The sequence below is a fragment of the Micromonospora sp. NPDC003776 genome (assembly GCF_053605645.1).
This window is the reverse complement of the sequence record NZ_JBSGJR010000084.1, coordinates 1-16,994: the sequence shown is the minus strand read 5'-3', so window position 1 is coordinate 16,994 and position 16,994 is coordinate 1. Positions and strand designations below refer to the sequence as shown.

Genomic DNA, 16,994 nt, shown 5'->3' with positions numbered 1-16,994 from the left:
CACGCCCCGCCGCGGCTGCCGCGCCGCGGCGCGGCACACCCCTGGCCGCAGCCCCTGCCCGCGTCCTGGTCCGGGCAGTTGGAGCGGCCCGAGCCGCTGCCGTACGCGCAGGTGGAGCCGGCCGTGGTCGCCGAGATCGACGCCGACACGGCCTTCGAGCACCAGCGCTGGCGCCACCGCGTCCGGTACGCCAGAGCCCGGCCGGACCTGTCCGTCCACGACGTGCCCCTGCTCCTCGGCGAAGGCGACGACCCGTTCGGCGTCCCGGCCGGCTGAGGTGCGACGGCTTCGCCGAGGGCCCGGACGTGCGCGAAAGGTTGCGCCGTCGCACCCGCACTCCGCCGCGACGCCGTCGGCCGCCCCCGGGGTGCCCTACCGGCTCCGCACGGTGGTGAGATCGGCCAGGCCGGAGATGGTGAGCAGCGGCGCGAGCAGCGGGCTGGCGACGAGCGCGATCCGTTCCGCGTGCGGGAACAGGGCGGCCAGGCCGGCGCTGTCGAGGTACTCGACCGCGGTGAGGTCCACGACGAGGGGCGCGCCGTCGGCCTCGACCGCGTCGCCGAGCGCGGCGGCGAAGGCGGCCGCGTTGCTCATGTCGATCTCGCCGATGGCGGTCAGCACCCGGGCACCGTCGGGGCGGCTGCTGTTCGTGAGGGTGAGAGCCGTGGTCATCCGGTGATCCTTGCCTGCATGTCCACGGTGGTCCCCGTGGCGCCGGGAATGACGGTGATGGTGTCCATGAGAGCGCGCATGAGCACGAGGCCCCGACCGCGGTGCCGGCTCGCCGCCCCATCGGGCATCCGCCAGCACCCGCTGTCGGTGATGCTCAGCAGAAGCTCGTCGGCGGTGGCGGCGGCCCGCAGCCGGATCAGGCCGCCCGGGGTGTCCCGGTGGCCGTGCTCGATGGCGTTGGCGCACGCCTCACCGGCCGCCACCAGGATGTTGTAGGCGTTGGCCGGATCCAGCCCGCAGCGGTCCAGCCATTGTCGCAGTGCGCCGCGGACGCCGGCCAGCTGTGCCGACTCGGCGGGGAAGTCCAGCTTCAGCGGTCCTGGATGGCGGTAGAGGAGCAGGGCCACGTCGTCGTCGTACCCGCCTTCCGGGGTGAGCTGGTCCATCATCTGGGTGGCGAGGGTCTCGATGGGAATGCCGCGGCCCTGCTGGATGGCCGCGACGGCCTGGGCGATACCGGCGGTCAGCGGTTGGCGGCGGCGTTCGACGAGGCCGTCGGTGTAGAGCATGAGCGTCGCGCGGGGTGGCACCAGGGTCTCCGCCTCCGCGCGGTCCAGGCCGGGGCGTACGGCGAGCGGCCGGGAGCGGCCCTGGTCGAGTAGTTGGGTGGTGCCGTCGGCGCGGGTGATGATGGCCGGGGGGTGCCCGGCGCTGGAGTAGCGCAGCCGGCCGGTGGCCGGGTCCAGGACTCCGCAGAAGACCGTGGCGCAGGCCGCGCCCGGGAGCAGGGCGGCGAAGCGGTCCAGGGCGACCAGCGTCCGGGCCGGGCTGGCATCCTGCAGCAGCAGGGCCCGGCAGGCGCTGCGTAGCTGCCCCATCACCGTGGCGGCCTGCAGGCCGTGGCCGACGCAGTCGCCGACCACGATGCCGATCCGCCCGTCGGGCAGCTCGACCGTGTCGTACCAGTCCCCGCCCACCTTCAGCGGCCGCGTGGCCGGGGAGTAGCGGACCGCGAAGCCGGCGGGCAGTTGCGCCGGACCGAGGATGGCCCGTTGCAGGGCCAGGGCGGTCTCGCGCTGCTGGTCGATCTGGTGAACGCGGTGCAGGCCCTGACCGACGTGGCCGGCGAGCAGGGCCAGCAGGGTCTGGTCCTGCTCGGTGAAGGGTCGCTGCTCGCCGAGGTCGATCCAGAGCACCATGGTGCCGAGCGGGTGCTCCACCGCGATCCCCGCGCCCCCCGTGCGCGCCGCCACCGGGGTCAGCAGCGGCGTGTCCCGGACGGCGACGAGCGCCTGCCGCCGCTCCTCGGGCAACGAGTCCCAGCGCAGCCCGGGATCCGTCGCGCGGACCGAGGGCACCGAGGAGCCGTCGAAGACGGCCGTGAGCACGCCCGCCGCCCGCCACAGCCGGCCCAACTCGGCGATGACCCCACCCACCGCGTCGGTCAGATCCTCCGCCCGCGACAGCCGTACGCTGAGCGCCGCCAGGGCGGTCTCCCGTTGCACCGCGTAGTGCTCGGCCGTCACGTCCCGGAACGTGCCCACGATCATGCGTCGCCCGGTGTCCGGGTCGTCGACCTGGTTGAAGGCGGCCGCCACCCAGAGCCGGTGCCCGTCCCGGTGCGTCGCGGGCACGGTGTAGGTGCCCTTCGTCTGGCCGACAAGCACCGAGAACGCCTCGGCCACCTGCCGGTGTGCCTCCGGCTCCGCCGCCCGATCCGGCCACCAGGGCGGAACGGGCGCGTAGGGAAGACCCTCGGGCCCGTAGCCGAGGATGTCGGTGAACGCGCTGTTGATCTCGATGACCGCACCGTCCTCGTCGCAGACGAAGAAGGCCTCCTGCAACGAGTCGACCAGTGCCGTACGCCACCGGGCATGATGGTTGCGCAGCCGCGCCAACTCCACGTTCGCCCGTACGCGCGCGAGCAGCTCGGCGGCCGCGAACGGTTTCACCAGGTAGTCGTCGGCCCCCGCCTCCAGCCCCTCGATGGACGCCTCCTGACCGGCACGGGCCGACAGCAGCAGCACCGGGGTGCCCGCCGTCCGTGGGTCCGCGCGCAGGGCGGCCACCAGTTGCAGGCCGTCCAGCCGGGGCATCATCACGTCACTGACCACCAGGTCGGGGGTGTGCGCCCGGACGGCGTCCAGCGCCGCCTGCCCGTCGGCGACCCCCTCCACCCGGTGCCCGGCGGAGCGCAGCAGGCGGGTGAGGTACTCGCGCATGTCCGCGTTGTCGTCGGCGACCAGGACCCGTGCCGCGGATCCGCCCAGGAGCGGCGCGACCGGCTCGTCGACCGAGGCCGGCCCCGCCGCGGCCGGCGCGGCCGCCGGCTCCGACGGCAGCCAGCGCAGGGCCTCCTGGACGAACGGCTCCGCCGAGACCGGGGCCCGGCCGATAGCGGTGGGCGCCAGCGCGTCGGCCGGCAGGTGGGCGGTGCCCAACGGCAGGCGGATCGTGAAGGTCGTACCCGCACCGACCACGCTGGCGGCGGTGATGGTGCCGCCGTGCAGCACGACCAGCTCCTTGACCAGGGCCAGGCCGATCCCGCTGCCCTCGTCCGACCGGGACCGGGCGTTCTCGATCCGGTGGAACCGCTCGAACAGCCGCGGCATCTCGTCCGCGGCCACGCCGATGCCGGTGTCCTCGACCCGCAGCACCGCCTGCCCGTCCTCGCCACGCAGCACCACGCGCACGGCGCCGTCGAAGGTGAACTTCAGCGCGTTGCTGAGCAGGTTGAGCACCACCTTCTCCCACATGCCCCGGTCGACGTACACCGGGTCCGGCAGCGGCGGGCAGTCCACCGTGAAGGCCAGGCCGGCGCGTTCGAACGCCGAGCGGAAGACGCTGGCCAGGTCGGCGGTCACCGCGGCCAGGTCGACCGGCTCGTAGCGCGCCTGCACCCGTCCGGCCTCGATGCGGGAGAAGTCCAGCAGGCTGTTGACCAGCTTGCTCAACCGCAGCGCGTTGCGGCGGATGACGTCCAGCTCCTCGCGTACCGGCTCGTCGGCGTCCTGCAACCGCCCGCGCAACTCGTCCACCGGCCCCATGATCAGGGTCAGCGGGGTACGGAACTCGTGGCTGATGTTGGAGAAGAACGTCGTCTTGGCCCGGTCCAGCTCGGCGAGCTCCTCCGCCCGCCGCTGCTGGGCCTGGTAGCTGCGCGCGCTGGCGATCCCCGTCGCCACGTGCCCGGCGGCCAGCTCCACGAACCCGCGGTAGCCGTCGTCCAGGGCCCGGTAGCGGTTCAGCCCGGCCACCAGGAACCCGTACGGCGCGCCACCCTGCTGCCGCAGCGGCACCAGCAGCGCCTGCACCGGCGGATCCGGCCACCGGCCGGTGGGCAGGTCCGCGAACGCCGCGCCGTCGAGCGCCACCGGCACCGACTCGCCCTCGGCCACCGCCGTCGCCGGCCAGACCGCCGCCGGGTCGGTGAGCGACAGCCGCGCCGGGGCCGCCGGGTGCCCGACGGCGATGCCGGTCGCCTCCACCAGTCGGGCCGCACCGTCGTCGCCGAACAGGTACGTCAGCGTGAACGGCAGATCCTGTCCGTTCCGGCCCAGCTGGCGGCTGGCGAAGGCCAGCATCTCCTGCTCGGTGCGGACCACGCTCGGATCCGAGCCCAGATCCCGCAGGGTCGCCATCCGCCGCTCGCCGATCACCCGCTCGGTGTCCTCGCTGACCACGCAGAGCATCCCGACCAGGGCGCCGTCGTCGTCCCGCAGGGGGCTGTAGGAGAACGTGTGGTACGTCTCCTCCCGGTACCCGGATCGCTCCAGGAAGAGCAGCAGGGCCTCGTCCCAGGTCGCCGCACCCGTGCGCAACACGGTGTCGATCCGGGGGCCGATGTCGTCCCAGATCTCCGCCCACACCTCGTTCGCCGGTCGGCCCAACGCCCACGGGTACTTGCGGCCCAGCGTGTCGCGGCGGTAGGCGGCGTTGCAGAAGAAGGTCAGCTCCGGCCCCCACGCCATCCACATCGGGAACCGGGACGACAACAGGATGCGCACCGCCGTCTGCAGGCTCTGCGGCCAGTCGTCCGGCGGGCCCAGCGGCGACGCCGACCAGTCGACCCGGGCGAGATCGGGGCCGATCTCACCGTCGACGCCGAACACGTCGGCACGCCCACGCGGGTCGGTGTCAGCGTCGTTCATCGCACGAGTCTCCCTCACCACAAGCCCTCTTGCTCGTCCGGGTTGCCCCGCCGCCGACCGGCAAAACCGACAAGAGACGGCGGTCAGTGCGGCCTGGCACACGTCTCGCCGCCACGCGGTGTGGTCTTCTCTGTGCGGTGCGTGTTTGTTCTGCTGGACCGATGAGTTCGGGACGCCGCGGTGGTCTACCAGCCGACACCGTCTGACACGAAGGGACCACCGCTATGGCAAAGGTCATCTCCACGCTGTTCATCTCGGCCGACGGCGTGGCCGAGATCGACCCCGACTGGCACTTCCCGTACTTCGACGAGCACATGGGCCGCGCCGTCGGCGAGGACTACGAGACCGCTGACGTGCTGCTCATCGGCCGCGAGACCTACGACAGCTTCGCCGGGGCGTGGCCCGACCGCGAGGCCGCGGGCGGAGAAGACGCCGCGTTCGCCAAGCAGCTCGGGGACGTGCGCAAGGTGGTGGTGTCGCGCCAGCCGTTGGCGTTCTCCTGGCGCAACTCGGAGCTGATCGACGGGGATCTCCTCGATGCGGTCGCCGCGCTGAAGGCCGACGCCGGCGTCCGGGGCATCCTCATTCCGGGGTCGATCTCGGTGGTGCAGCAACTGCTCGCCGCGGGGCTGGTCGACGAGCTGCGCCTGCTCGTGCACCCGGTGGCGGCGCGCAAGGGCCGCCGGCTGTTCGACGACGGCGACACGCCGTACCACCTGAAGGTGACGGCGACGGAGGCGTTTCCCACGGGCGTGCTGCGCGTGATCTACGCGCCCACCACGGCACCCGCCAAGGTCGGCTATGCCGAGGTCAAGGATCAGGTGCCGGGGGAGAAGTAGCAACCAGCGTACGGACTACCCTCACCGCCGTGACCACGATCGAGCGGCTCGAGCGGGACGTCTGGCCGGCTCCCGGTCCGGACGCCACCTTCCTCGTCCGGCGCTGCACGGAGCTGCGACGGAAGCCGTTGCCGGAGTTCACGGTCGAGGACCTGCGCGTCATGCTGGGGCAGGAGATCGGGGTGGCAGTTCTCCTGCCCCGGGCGGTGGGCGTGCTGCTGCGCGAACCACTGGCGGAGGGCGACCACTACCCGGGCGATCTGCTCGCCAACGTGCTGCGGCTGCCCGAGTCGGCCTGGTCGGACCTGCTCGGCGAACGGAGGCGGTTGGCGGCGGTCCTGTCCGAACTCGTCGCCGGTCCGGCGTTCTCGGACCCCGACCTGCCTCGCCGCGACCCGCTCCGGCAGCTCCGCGCCGCCATCGTGCGGTTCCTCGGTCGGTGAGCCCGCCCGCCGCCGGCGTCCCCCATACCATGAGCCGTATGCCCATCCCTCAATGGCGTCGCTCGCTCCTCCTCGCCGCCGCACTGGGCGTGGCGCTGGCCGCCTCCGGCTGCGCGCCGACCACCGACGCCGGATCGCCCACTCCGGCGCCGAGCGCCTCGCCCGCCGCGACCGCACCCGCGTCCACCCTGACCGCGACCGTGGCGCCGACGCCGACCGCCGCGTCGCCCAGCGCGTCACCCACCGCCACCCGCTCCGGGAAGGCGGTCGCGGCCCGGGTGACCGTGCAGCGCTCCGGCGGAGTGGCCGGAGTGACGCAGAAGATCGTGGTGGAGACCGACGGGCGGTGGCGCTACGACGAGGGCCGGGACGCCGGGACCGCGCAGACCGGCCGGCTGGGCGCGGCGCAGGTGAAGCGCCTGCACCTGCTGCTGGGCGACCCGTCCTTCGGTTCGGCTTTCTATCCGGGGTCGTGCGCCGACGGGTTCCACTACTCGTTGCTGACCGGCCAGCGGCGGGTCGAGTGGGACGACTGCGGCCGCAGCAGCCCGGCCGAGGTGGCGGAGGCGATCGTCGCGCTGCTCACCGACGCCACCCCGTTCTAGACACGTCCTGTCCTAGGACGCTCTAGAGGGTGTGCGCGAGCGCCAGCGGCCCGCAGACCAGGAGAGCTGAGTATGCAACGGCGGACCGGCGGTGACGGTCGAGGCGCAGGGCACCCCGCCGGCAGTCGTCAGCTCTCCCCGGTCACCTCGAAAGCGGCCGCGACCAGGGCGGGGAGCACCTGTGCCGCGGTGCCGCGCAGGTTGACGGCGGCGACCCGGTCCAGTGGCGTCGGGGCGGGATTGACCTGGATCACGGTGGCGCCCGAGCGCCGGGCGACCCGGGGGATCTCGGCCGCCGGGTACACGACACCCGAGGTCCCCACCGCCAGCAGCACGTCACACCCCGCGGCGGCGTCCACCGCAGCCGCCAAGGCCGCCTCGGGCAGCGCCTCACCGAACCACACCACCCCCGGCCGGACGAGCACCCCGCAGGAGGCACACCGGGGCGGCGCGATCCGGCGGCCCTCGCCCGGCTCCGTGGCGTCGCCGTCCACCGCGTCGGGGAAGGTCGCCGGGTGGGCGGCCGCCCCCACGCAGCGCGGTGCGAAGAGGCTGCCGTGCAGGTGGATCGGGGCCGGGGTGCCCGCCCGTTCGTGCAGGTCGTCGACGTTCTGGGTGACCACGGTGGCGTGCGGGACCCGGGCTTGGATGGTGGCGATGGCCAGGTGCCCGGGGTGGGGGGCGGCTCGGCGTACCCGGCTGTGCCGCCACTCGTACCAGCCCCAGACCAGGTCCGGATCGGCGTGGAACGCCTCGGCGGTGGCGAGCTGCTGCGCGTCGAAACGCGCCCACAGCCCGGTGAGATCGTCACGGAAGGTGGGCACGCCGCTCTCCGCCGACATTCCGGCCCCGGTGAAGACGACGAGACGGCGGGCGTCGCGGACAAGCCGGGCGGCGTCCGGCAGGGCAGCGTCCATGCGAGCAGATCCTGCCACCGACCGGACGCACGACGGGTTCCGGGTGACGCCGCAACCCGGTGGCCGGGGCGGGACCGCGGGCGGCGGACGGCGCGGCCTGTCGTCGGCGGCATCGCGCTGGTGCCGTTACGATCACCGTGATCCATGGCGCGCCGGGAAGTCTGGTCGGCATCGTGACCGACCATGCGCTCCGGAGGGTCCCCGTGCTGCTGCTGTGCTTCGCCGTCGTCCTGCTCGCCGCCGTGCTGCTGTCGGCGCTCGCGCACCGCACGATCCTCTCCACCGCCGCGTTGTTCCTGGTGGCCGGTTTCGTCCTCGGGGAAGGCACCACCGGGGTGCTGCACCTGCACGCCGACTCGCCGATGGTGGCCCAGCTGGCCGAGCTGGCCCTGTTCGCGGTGCTGTTCACCGACGGGATGCGGGTGGGCTGGGCGGATCTGCGCAGCGCCTGGCAGCTGCCGGGGCGGGCGCTGGGCTGGGGCCTGCCGCTGACACTGCTGGTCACCGCGGTGCTCGCGCACTACGTGGCCGGGCTCGGCTGGCCCGAGGCGCTGCTGATCGGGGCGATCCTCGCGCCCACCGACCCGGTGTTCGCCGCCGCGCTGGTCGGCAACGACAAGGTGCCGGCCCGCCTGCGGCACCTGCTCAACGTCGAGTCCGGCGTCAACGACGGGCTGGCCCTGCCGTTCGTGGTCGTGCTGCTGGCCGTCGCGGCCGGCTCGGACGACCTGCACCTGGGTGAGCTGGCCACCGAACTGGCCGTCGGGCTGGCGATCGGCGTGCTGGTGCCCCTGTTCGCGATCGCGCTGGAGCGGACCCGGTTCTTCGCCGCGTCGGCGGCGTACGCGCCGCTCAATGGGGTCGCGATCGGGTTGCTGGTGCTCGCGTTGGGCAAGGCCACGCACGGCAACCTGTTCCTGGCCGCGTTCGCCGCCGGTATCACCGTGGCCACCTTCGGGCCGCGCGAGCGGGCCGCGTTCGCGCACTTCGGGGAGAACGTCGCCGAGTTGCTGAAGCTGGCCGCGCTGCTGGTGTTCGGCGCGCTCATCTCACCGGCGTTCCTCGGCGAGATCTCCTGGACCGGCTGGGTGTTCGCCGTGCTGGCGATCGTGGTCGCCCGGCCGATCGCGCTGTGGGTGTCGTTCCTGCGCAGCGGGCTCAGCCTGCGGGAGCAGGCCGCGGCCATGTGGTTCGGACCGAAGGGCTTCGCCTCCGTCGTCTACGGGCTGCTGGTGCTGGAGTCCGGCATCGGCGCCGCCGACCAGATCTTCCACCTGGTCGCGTTGACCATCGTCATCTCGATCCTGGCGCACTCCTCGACCGACGTGGTGGTCGCCCGGGCCTTCGACGACAGCCACGACACCCCGAACTGGCACGGCGTGCTGCGCCGGGTCCGCCGCTCGGTCACCGCACCACGGCAGCGCGCCGGGCGGACCCCGGAGCGCGCCGAACCCGGCGGCCCGGAGGGCGACGGGGGCGACCGGGCCGCTCAGGCGAACACGAAGTAGCGCAACCAGAGGTACGGCACGGCGAGCCCGACGGTGACCAGGGTGACCAGGAGGCCGTACCGGGTGAACTGCCAGAAGGTGATCCGCTGGCCGGCGCGCTCGGCCAGGCCGAGCACGACGACGTTGGCGGAGGCGCCGACGGCGGTCGCGTTGCCGCCGAGGTCCGCGCCGAGCGCGAGAGCCCACCACAGCACCCGGGACTGCCCGGCGCCGCCCTGGGCGTGGACCAGGTCGGCGACCACCGGGCTCATCGTCGCCACGTACGGGATGTTGTCCACGATCGCGGACAGCGCCGCGGACCCCCAGAGCAGCACCATCGAGGCCGGCAGCAGCCGGCCCTCGGTGGCGCTGATCGCGGCGCGGGAGATCTGCTCGACCACGCCGGTGTTCACCAAGGCGCCGACCATGATGAACAGGCCGGCGAAGAAGACCAGGGTGGGCCACTCCACGTCCCGGCTGATCTCCCCCGCGTCGAGGCGGGACAAGGCGAGCAGCAGCAGGCCGCCCAGCAGGGCCACCACCGCCGGCTCCAGGTGCAGCGCAGTGTGCAGGACGAACGCGGCGGTCACCGCCGCGAGCACGGCCAGCCCGAGGGCCAGCAGCCGCCGGTCGCGGATGGCGTCGCCCTCATGCAGCGCGGCGATCTGCGCGGCGCGGGCCGGGTCGTAGCGGAACGCGTCGCGGAACAGCACGCGGCACAGGCCGAGGAAGACCACCAGCAGCAGCACCACCAACGGCGTGAGGTGGAACAGGAAGTCGTTGTAGGACAGGCCGCCGCGGCTGCCGATGATGATGTTCGGCGGGTCACCGACCAGGGTGGAGGTGCCGCCGATGTTGGACGCCATCGCCTCGGCGATGAGGAACGGCGCGGCCGGCACACCGAGGCGTTCGCAGACCAGGAAGGTCACCGGGGCGATGAGCAGGACGGTGGTCACGTTGTCCAGGGCGGCCGACGCGACGGCGGTGATCACCACGAGGATCACCATCACCCGGTACGGGCGGCCGCGGGCCCGCTTGGACGCCCACACCGCCACGTACTCGAACCCGCCGGTGCGTTTGAGGACGGCGACGATGAGCATCATGCCGACGAGCAGGAAGATCACGTTCCAGTCGATGCCGGCCTGCTCGGAGAAGAACGCGTGCGCCGTGTCGGTGGCGCCGATCAGGAACATCACGGCGGCGCCGCCGAGCGCGGCGGCGACCCGGTGGATCTTCTCGGTGGCGATCAGGACGTACGCGACGGTGAAGACGGCCACGGCCGCCCACGCGAGAGCGGTCACTGGGTGAGCATCCGGTCGAGCAGCGCGTCGAGGGTGATGCCGCCGACCATCGGCTCACGGGGCGCGGCCACGGCGACCAGGGGACTGCGCTTCTGCGCCATCACGGCGGCGACCTCGAGCACCGTCGCCTGAGGTTCGACCACCGGCGGCTCCGGGTGCTCCTTCGGTAGCAGGTCGGCCACCGTACGACCCTCGGCGCCCCGCAGGAACACGTCCGCCGACGGCTCGTCGATCATTCTCGCCAGGGTCGGATCCTCCCGGCAGTAGCCGGGGATGACCAGGCGCAGCACCTGGGTGCCGGGCAGCACGGTGACCGGGCGACCGCGGTCGTCGACCACGATCAGCCCCGGCAGGTTGTGCCCGGCGAGGAGGCGGGCCGCCTCGAGGACCGACGTGGCGGCGGTGATGGTCGGGAACGGCACGGCCAGGTCTCGGGCTCGCACGACGACTCCTGCGGGGGTTGCGGGACGCGACTGATCAAACGCCGACCAGACTTCCCGGCACACCGACGACCACCCTAGTCGCCGGCGGCGGGAAACTCACCGCTACGCCCCGCGGGCCCGCTCAGCGTGGGGCGCGGCGGTCCGCCAGGGCGTACGAGGCGGCCGCGGTGAGCGCCGCCACGGCCAGCACGGAGGGCCAGGCACCGATGCGCCGGGCCAGCGGGTGCGACAGGCCGAACGCCCCGACGTAGGTCGCGACCAGCGCCGCGGTCACGGCCGGGCTGGTCCGCCGGGCCCACTTGCGGCCCGCGACCACGCCACCCGCCGCCAGCACCACGCCACCGAGGGGGCGGTTACCGGTCCGGCGGGCGAGCTGCCATCCGCCGATGAGGGAGCCGGCGGTGGTCGCTGCGGTAGGAAGGCCCATTCCCCGACCGTACTACCGGGGCGGGGCGGCCGCCGGGCGGATCTCCACCTCCGCAAGGCGCGGATTCGTGGTCACCGCCGGGGGTTGACCAACCCGGTCTGGTAGGCGATGACGACCAGCTGCGCGCGGTCGCGCGCGCCCAGCTTGGCCATGGCGTGGCTGACGTGGGTGCGGGCGGTGGCCGGGCTGAGGAACAGCGCCGACCCGATCTCGTCGTTGCTGAGTCCCTGCCCGACCAGGGCGAGTACCTCACGCTCGCGTTGGGTCAGCACCGCCAGCCGTTCCTCCCCGGCTTTGGTGGCGATCCGGTCGGCGGTGAACTGGGCGATCAGGCGTCGGGTGATCCGCGGCGCCAGCAGCGCCTCTCCGGCGGCGATCACCCGGATGGCGTGCAGCAGTTCGGCCGGGCCGGCGTCCTTGAGCAGGAAGCCGCTCGCGCCGGCCTGCAGCGCCTCGAAGACGTACGCGTCCGTGTCGTACGTGGTCAGGATGAGGACGCGCACCTGTTCCAGTCCACGCGTCCGGGCGATCTGGCCGGTGGCCTTGATCCCGTCCAGCACCGGCATGCGGATGTCCATGAGGACGACGTCGGGCCGGGTGGCGCGGGCCCGCTCCACGGCCTCGACACCGTTGGCGGCCTCGCCGACCACCATGATGTCGTCCTCGACGTCGAGCAGGCCCTTGAATCCGGAGCGGACCAGGATCTGGTCGTCGGCGAGCAGCACCTTGATCGGGCGGGTGGATGACGGGGGGCTCGTGCTCATCGGTGGCCCGTTCCGGCCGCCGCCAGTGGCAGCCGCGCCGTCACCTCGAACCCGCCGCTCGGCCGCGGCCCGGCGGTCAGTTCCCCGCCCAGGAGCCCGCAGCGCTCGCGCATGCCGACGATGCCCCGGCCCGGTTCCGCCGAGCCGTCGGTGACGGCGCGCGGTCCGGCGGACGTGCTCCGGCCCTCGGCGTCGTCCGAGACGTCCCCGCCCCCGTCGTCGACCACGCGGAGTTCCAACATGTCGGTGCCGTAGTCGAGCGCGACCGTCACCCGGGCCGGGCCGACGTGGCGGATCACGTTGGTGATCGACTCTTGCAGGATCCGGTAGGCGGTGGTGTCCACCGCGCTGGGCAGTGCCGCCGCCGACGGGTTCACCTCGAGTTTGATGTCGAGTCCGGCCTCGCGCGCCACCGCGGTGAGTTCGTTGATCTGGCCCAGGCCGGGGTGCGGCGCCCGTCCGTTGTCCGGTGAGCGGAGCACGCCGAGGATCGCCCGCATCTCGTGCAGCGCCTGGGCGCTCGTCTGCTCGATGATCACCAGTGCGTCCCGCGCCCGTTCCGGTCGCTTGTCGAGCAGGTAGGCGGTGACGCCGGCCTGCACGTTGATGATCGCGATGGCGTGCGCGACGGTGTCGTGGACCTCGCGCGCGATCCGGAGCCGTTCGGCGTCGACCCGGGCGCGCGCCTCCTCTTCCCGGGTCCGTTCGGCCTGCCGGGCCCGCTCGACCGCTTCGGCCGCGATGACCCGCCGGGACCGGACCGACTCGCCCAGAGCGGTGGCCATGATCGACGCCGCGATCCGGAAGAACACCCAGCCGATCGCGGCCCGCGGCTCGATGTCGGCCGCGGCGACGAGCCAGCCGGTGGCCAGTACCGTGATGCCCGCCCCGGCGATCAGCACCGATCTGCGCCCGTCGCCGTAGGCGGTCAGGGTGTACAGGGCGACGAACAGCCCGATCCATCCGGGCCCGTCCGGGAAGCCGGCGGTGAAGTACACCAGGCTGACCAGAGCGGTGGTGAGGAACACCGGCACCGGCCAGCGGCGGCGCACGGCCAGCACCAGGCCGCTGACGGCCAGCAGCACGTACGCCAGGTGCCCGAGGTCGGTCAGCGGCCGCGATCCGACCTCCTCGGGTTTCGCCAGGGTGCCCTGGATCTGCATCACGGCGACGAAGAGCCCGAGCAGGACGTCCTGCGCCAGGACCGGCAGCCGGAACGGCACCTCTCGGCGTTTCATGCGGCGATGATAGTGGCCGCGCGGGGGCGGCCGGCTACGACGACGGGCGCGACCGGGCACCGGCCGGCTACGCAGATCTGCGTAGGGACGACCGTCCGCTGCCCGAGGACACGCGCGGTGCCGCGACGCCACGATCGCTTCCGTGACTCAACCAATCGCAGCCCCGCCGACCGCCGTGGCTTCCTCCCGCGACAACCACCGACGCTCACCCGACCCGCCGCGGCCGGGACCGCTGGGCAGGCTCGCCGGCCTCGCCTACCGCCGGCGGGGGAGGGTGCTGATCGCCTGGGCGGTGGGCCTGGTCCTCGCCCTCGGACTGTCGGCGGCCTTCGGCGGCGAGACCGCCAACGGCTCCTCCGCGCCCGGCTCGGACTCCGAGCGGGCACAGCACCTGCTGGCAGCACGGTTCCCGGCCCAGTCCGGTGACACCGTGCGGGTGGTGGTACGCGCGGACGACGTCACCAGCGCGCCGGTGCGGGCCGACGTCACCGCCCTGCTCGGCGAGCTGGGACGTCTGCCGCACGTCGCGTCGGTGGAGGACCCGTACTCCGCCAGAGGCACCATCGCACCGGACGGCCGGACCCTCGCCGCCCGCGTCTACCTCGATGTCACCAACCCCAACGACATGCCCGTGAAGGACACCGAACGGCTGCTGGCCGCCGCCGGGGCGGCCCAGCGCGACGGGCTGGAGATCTCGCTCGGTGGACGGGCCGTGCAACTGGCCGAGGCAACCCAGTCCGGATCCGAGCTGGTCGGGCTGCTCGCCGCCGCGGTGATCCTGCTGCTGATGTTCGGATCGGTGGTGGCGGCCGGCCTGCCCCTGGCCATGGCGATCGGCGCGCTGGCGGTGAGCGCCAGCCTGGTCGGCGTCGCCGCGGCCGTGGTGAACGTGCCCGACTTCGCACCCATCATCGGCATGACGCTGGGCATCGCCCTGGGCATCGACTACGCGCTGCTGCTGGTGACCCGGTTCCGCGAATGGCGGGCGGTGGGACTCGATCCCGAAGCGGCGACCGTGGCGACGCTGGACACCGCCGGCCGGGCCGTCCTCGTGGCCGGCGGCACGGTCCTGGTCAGCATGTCCGGGCTGTTCGCGGTGGGTCTGTCCATCATGAACGGCACCGCCGTCGTCACCATGGTGGCGACCCTGGTCGTGGTGGTCGCCGCCATCACCCTGTTCCCCGCCCTGCTCGGCTACCTGGGGCGGCGCATCGACCGGCTGCGGATGCCGCTGCCCCGGCGGCGGGCCGCCCAGGTATCGGCCGACGGCCACCTGGTGCCGGCGGCCGGCTGGTCCCGCTGGAGCGGGCTGGTGCAGCGACACCGACTGCTCGCCGCCGTGGCCGGTGTCGCCGTGCTGCTGGCGCTGGCCGCGCCGTTCCTGGGCGTGCAGTTCGGACTGCCCGACGCGGGCAACGACCCCGAGGACACCTCGAACCGGCAGGCGTACGACATGCTGGCCGAGGGGTTCGGCCCCGGCGAGAACGGCCCGTTGCTCGTCGTGGCGCAGGTGTCGCCGGCCGACGGCGACGCGGCCCTGCAGCGGCTGCAGGCCGACCTCGGCCGCGCAGCGGGAGTCACCGCGGTGTCACCGCCACGGCTCAACCCGGCCGGTGACACGGCGCTGATCACCGTCGTGCCGGCCACCGGACCGCAGGAGGCCGCCACCGAGGACCTCGTGCAGACCCTGCGGGACGACGTGATCCCCGCCGCGACCGCGGGCACCCGTACGCAGGTGCACGTCGGCGGCGCGACCGCGGCGACGATCGATGTCAACGAGTTGATCGCCGGGCGGCTCGGGCTGCTCATCGGCGGGGTCGTCGCCGTGTCGATGCTGCTGTTGCTGGTGGCGTTCCGCAGCGTGGTCATCGCGGTCACGGCCGCCGTGATGAACCTGCTGTCGGTCGCGGCCGCGTACGGGGTGGTGGCCTTCTTCCTCGAGGGCGGCTGGGCCGGTCGGCTGGTCGGCATCGACACCCCCACCCCGATGGCCGCGTTCGTGCCGGTCATCATGTTCGCGCTGCTGTTCGGCCTCTCGATGGACTACGAGGTGTTCCTGATCAGCCGGGTGCGCGAGTCGTGGGTGCGTACCCGGGACAACAGCCGGGCCATCGTCACCGGTCTGGCCAGCACCGGCCGGGTGATCACCGCCGCCGCCGCGATCATGATCGTGGTCTTCGCGTCGATCGTCCCGAGCGACCAGGTCTTCATCAAGGTCTTCGGGCTGGGCATGGTCGCCGCCATCCTGGTCGACGCGACCGTCATCCGGATGCTGCTCGTCCCCGCGGTCATGCACCTGCTCGGCCGCAGCAACTGGTGGCTGCCCCGCGTCCTGGCGCGGCGCCTGCCCCACCTGCACGTGGAAGGAACACCGGACGCGTTCCTGCGCCCCGTCACGACCGCGGAACCGATTCCGTCCCGTTGAGGCAGGGCGGCCGCGGCCGCCCTGACCCCACCAGATCCGAAGGAGCACACCGTGCGAAAACTGTTCGCCGGCCTCGCGGCCCTGCTCATGCTGGCCGTCGTGGCACAGTTCTACCTCGCCGCCAGCGGCGCGTTCAGCACCGCACCCCACGACGAGGCCTTCCGGCCGCACCGCGCGCTCGGCTACGTCATCTTCCTGCTGCCGGTCCTGATGACGATCGTCGCCGCGCTGGCCCGGATGCCCGGCCGGCTCATCGGGATGACCGGTCTGGTCGCCGGGCTGACCGTCGTCCAGGTGGTGATCGCGGTGCTCGCCCGGGCGTTCAACGACACGGGCGACACCAGCACCACGGTGGGGCAGCTCATCTTCGGCCTGCACGCGGTCAACGGTCTGGCCATCGTGGCCGTGACCGGGAACGTCACCCGGCAGGCACGAGCGCTGTCGCGGCCCGCCGCGACGCCGCCGCGGAGCGCGGCGGCCAGCGGCACCGGAGTGGCCGGACCGGCAGCCGGAACGGCGCAGCCGGCGTCATGACAACCGGTCAGCTGATCGTCGTGGACCATGTGGTGGCGCTGCTGGGCGTCGCCACGTGGTTCGCGGCCGGCGCCACCGCGGCCGCCCGCCGCGTCGGCGTCGCGTTCGGCCTCCTGGCGGCGGCCGTGCTGGCGACCCTCGCCCGGGTCGGCACGGTAGCGGTGCTGGCCGGCCGGGGCTGGTGGTTCGTGCAGGAGAAGGTGCTGCTGGGGCTGCCGATGCTGACCGCCGCCGGGCTGGCCGCCGTCGTGGTCGCCGGCCCGCGGTTGCTGGCGGCGCGGCGCACGCCGGGAGCCGGGATACCGGCCGGCGGCGTGGTCCTGCTGCTGACCGCCGGCTACGCGGCCCTGGCCGGGCTCGTGGTGACCTTCCTGGCCGGCTCCCCGCTGACCTGGAGCACCGCCCTGCTCGCCGGCGCGCTCGTCGGCGTGGCCGCACTCGTGACCGTGCGCGTGGTAGCCGTACCGGCCCAAGGCGCGCCCGACCTCGCGCCCGGCGGGACCCGGACCGGAGGTCCCTGGCTCTCGCGCCGCCGGTTCATCAATCTGGCCGCCGCCGCCGCGGCGGGTACCGGCACCACCGGCGTCGGCCTGTTGTTCGCGCCGGCGGAGTCCGTCGTCACCGGCGGCGGCCCCGGCCGGTCGTCCCGGCCCGGGGCGGGCCGGTCCATGACCACAAAGATGCTCGCGTCCACTGTGCAATTCTCAACAAACGACCAACCCACAACCCGAACAGTTCCCCACCAGCC

The 16,994-nt window shown here is 73.4% G+C and carries 14 protein-coding genes and 2 pseudogenes; 8 read left to right on the top strand and 8 right to left on the bottom strand.

What is annotated here, in order from left to right; genetic code table 11:
- Positions 1–276 (top strand): annotated as a pseudogene (locus ACWEVO_RS10465) (ATP-dependent DNA ligase); the annotation flags it as partial.
- Positions 277–372: 96 nt separating this feature from the next.
- Here the strand turns inward: ACWEVO_RS10465 and ACWEVO_RS10460 are convergent.
- Together ACWEVO_RS10460 and ACWEVO_RS10455 are read right to left on the bottom strand one after the other, a co-directional pair.
- A complete protein-coding gene (locus ACWEVO_RS10460) occupies positions 373–672 on the bottom strand; it encodes an STAS domain-containing protein (protein ID WP_452307272.1) in 300 nt (99 codons plus the stop codon).
- Entirely contained in the window at positions 669–4,823 is a 4,155-nt protein-coding gene (locus ACWEVO_RS10455) for a SpoIIE family protein phosphatase (protein WP_452307271.1), read from the bottom strand. The genes ACWEVO_RS10460 and ACWEVO_RS10455 overlap by 4 nt, the downstream gene beginning before the upstream one ends.
- 224 nt (positions 4,824–5,047) lie before the next feature.
- On the opposite strand from ACWEVO_RS10455, the gene ACWEVO_RS10450 reads away from it, so the two are divergent.
- Genes ACWEVO_RS10450 through ACWEVO_RS10440 form a run of 3 tightly spaced genes read left to right on the top strand, consistent with a single transcriptional unit; the run spans position 5,048 to position 6,710 of the window.
- Positions 5,048–5,662, top strand: coding sequence for a dihydrofolate reductase family protein (locus ACWEVO_RS10450; protein ID WP_452307270.1), 615 nt, complete (start codon positions 5,048–5,050; stop codon positions 5,660–5,662).
- A 29-nt stretch (positions 5,663–5,691) separates the two neighbouring features.
- On the top strand, positions 5,692–6,105 hold the full coding sequence (locus ACWEVO_RS10445) for a contact-dependent growth inhibition system immunity protein (RefSeq protein WP_452307269.1): 414 nt from the start codon (positions 5,692–5,694) through the stop codon (positions 6,103–6,105).
- A 38-nt stretch (positions 6,106–6,143) separates the two neighbouring features.
- The gene (locus tag ACWEVO_RS10440) at positions 6,144–6,710 is read left to right on the top strand and encodes a hypothetical protein (protein WP_452307268.1); all 567 of its coding nucleotides are present in this window, start codon (positions 6,144–6,146) and stop codon (positions 6,708–6,710) included.
- A 128-nt stretch (positions 6,711–6,838) separates the two neighbouring features.
- Here the strand turns inward: ACWEVO_RS10440 and ACWEVO_RS10435 are convergent, their stop codons facing one another.
- Positions 6,839–7,627, bottom strand: a complete 789-nt coding sequence (locus ACWEVO_RS10435) for an SIR2 family NAD-dependent protein deacylase (RefSeq protein WP_452307267.1) — start codon at positions 7,625–7,627, stop codon at positions 6,839–6,841.
- A gap of 203 nt (positions 7,628–7,830) precedes the next feature.
- Between ACWEVO_RS10435 and ACWEVO_RS10430 the strand changes: the two genes are divergently transcribed.
- Positions 7,831–9,135: a cation:proton antiporter gene (locus ACWEVO_RS10430; protein WP_452307273.1), complete on the top strand. Its 1,305-nt coding sequence runs from the start codon at positions 7,831–7,833 to the stop codon at positions 9,133–9,135.
- On the opposite strand, the gene ACWEVO_RS10425 is transcribed toward ACWEVO_RS10430, so the two are convergent.
- The 5 genes from ACWEVO_RS10425 to ACWEVO_RS10405 form a co-directional block, all read right to left on the bottom strand.
- A complete protein-coding gene (locus tag ACWEVO_RS10425) occupies positions 9,117–10,415 on the bottom strand; it encodes an SLC13 family permease (RefSeq protein WP_452307266.1) in 1,299 nt (432 codons plus the stop codon). The genes ACWEVO_RS10430 and ACWEVO_RS10425 overlap by 19 nt on opposite strands.
- Positions 10,412–10,858 (bottom strand): CBS domain-containing protein, encoded by a 447-nt coding sequence (locus ACWEVO_RS10420; RefSeq protein WP_452307265.1) that lies wholly within the window; start codon positions 10,856–10,858, stop codon positions 10,412–10,414. Before ACWEVO_RS10420 ends, ACWEVO_RS10425 begins: the two co-directional genes overlap by 4 nt.
- A 121-nt stretch (positions 10,859–10,979) precedes the next feature.
- Complete coding sequence (locus ACWEVO_RS10415) at positions 10,980–11,285, bottom strand: hypothetical protein (protein WP_452307264.1); 306 nt, start codon at positions 11,283–11,285, stop codon at positions 10,980–10,982.
- 71 nt (positions 11,286–11,356) lie between these two features.
- Positions 11,357–12,049 (bottom strand): response regulator transcription factor, encoded by a 693-nt coding sequence (locus tag ACWEVO_RS10410; protein WP_452307263.1) that lies wholly within the window; start codon positions 12,047–12,049, stop codon positions 11,357–11,359.
- Positions 12,046–13,287: a sensor histidine kinase gene (locus ACWEVO_RS10405; protein ID WP_452307262.1), complete on the bottom strand. Its 1,242-nt coding sequence runs from the start codon at positions 13,285–13,287 to the stop codon at positions 12,046–12,048. The genes ACWEVO_RS10410 and ACWEVO_RS10405 overlap by 4 nt, the downstream gene beginning before the upstream one ends.
- 142 nt (positions 13,288–13,429) lie before the next feature.
- Between ACWEVO_RS10405 and ACWEVO_RS10400 the strand changes: the two genes are divergently transcribed.
- The 3 genes and pseudogenes from ACWEVO_RS10400 to ACWEVO_RS10390 all read left to right on the top strand — a co-directional run.
- On the top strand, positions 13,430–15,712 hold the full coding sequence (locus ACWEVO_RS10400) for an MMPL family transporter (RefSeq protein WP_452307261.1): 2,283 nt from the start codon (positions 13,430–13,432) through the stop codon (positions 15,710–15,712).
- A 51-nt stretch (positions 15,713–15,763) separates the two neighbouring features.
- Positions 15,764–16,246: a DUF6220 domain-containing protein gene (locus ACWEVO_RS10395; RefSeq protein WP_452307260.1), complete on the top strand. Its 483-nt coding sequence runs from the start codon at positions 15,764–15,766 to the stop codon at positions 16,244–16,246.
- Positions 16,243–16,994, top strand: a pseudogene (locus ACWEVO_RS10390) (hypothetical protein); the annotation flags it as partial. The gene ACWEVO_RS10395 and the pseudogene ACWEVO_RS10390, both read left to right, overlap by 4 nt.

Bases quoted from the DNA above. Each gene is read 5' to 3' on its own strand.
- ACWEVO_RS10440 (WP_452307268.1), top strand. From the start codon at position 6,144: ATGCCCATCCCTCAATGGCGTCGCTCGCTCCTCCTCGCCGCCGCACTG.
- ACWEVO_RS10450 (WP_452307270.1), top strand. From the start codon at position 5,048: ATGGCAAAGGTCATCTCCACGCTGTTCATCTCGGCCGACGGCGTGGCC.
- ACWEVO_RS10410 (WP_452307263.1), bottom strand. From the start codon at position 12,049: ATGAGCACGAGCCCCCCGTCATCCACCCGCCCGATCAAGGTGCTGCTC.
- ACWEVO_RS10435 (WP_452307267.1), bottom strand. From the start codon at position 7,627: ATGGACGCTGCCCTGCCGGACGCCGCCCGGCTTGTCCGCGACGCCCGC.
- ACWEVO_RS10415 (WP_452307264.1), bottom strand. From the start codon at position 11,285: ATGGGCCTTCCTACCGCAGCGACCACCGCCGGCTCCCTCATCGGCGGA.
- ACWEVO_RS10455 (WP_452307271.1), bottom strand. From the start codon at position 4,823: ATGAACGACGCTGACACCGACCCGCGTGGGCGTGCCGACGTGTTCGGC.
- ACWEVO_RS10460 (WP_452307272.1), bottom strand. From the start codon at position 672: ATGACCACGGCTCTCACCCTCACGAACAGCAGCCGCCCCGACGGTGCC.
- ACWEVO_RS10405 (WP_452307262.1), bottom strand. From the start codon at position 13,287: ATGAAACGCCGAGAGGTGCCGTTCCGGCTGCCGGTCCTGGCGCAGGAC.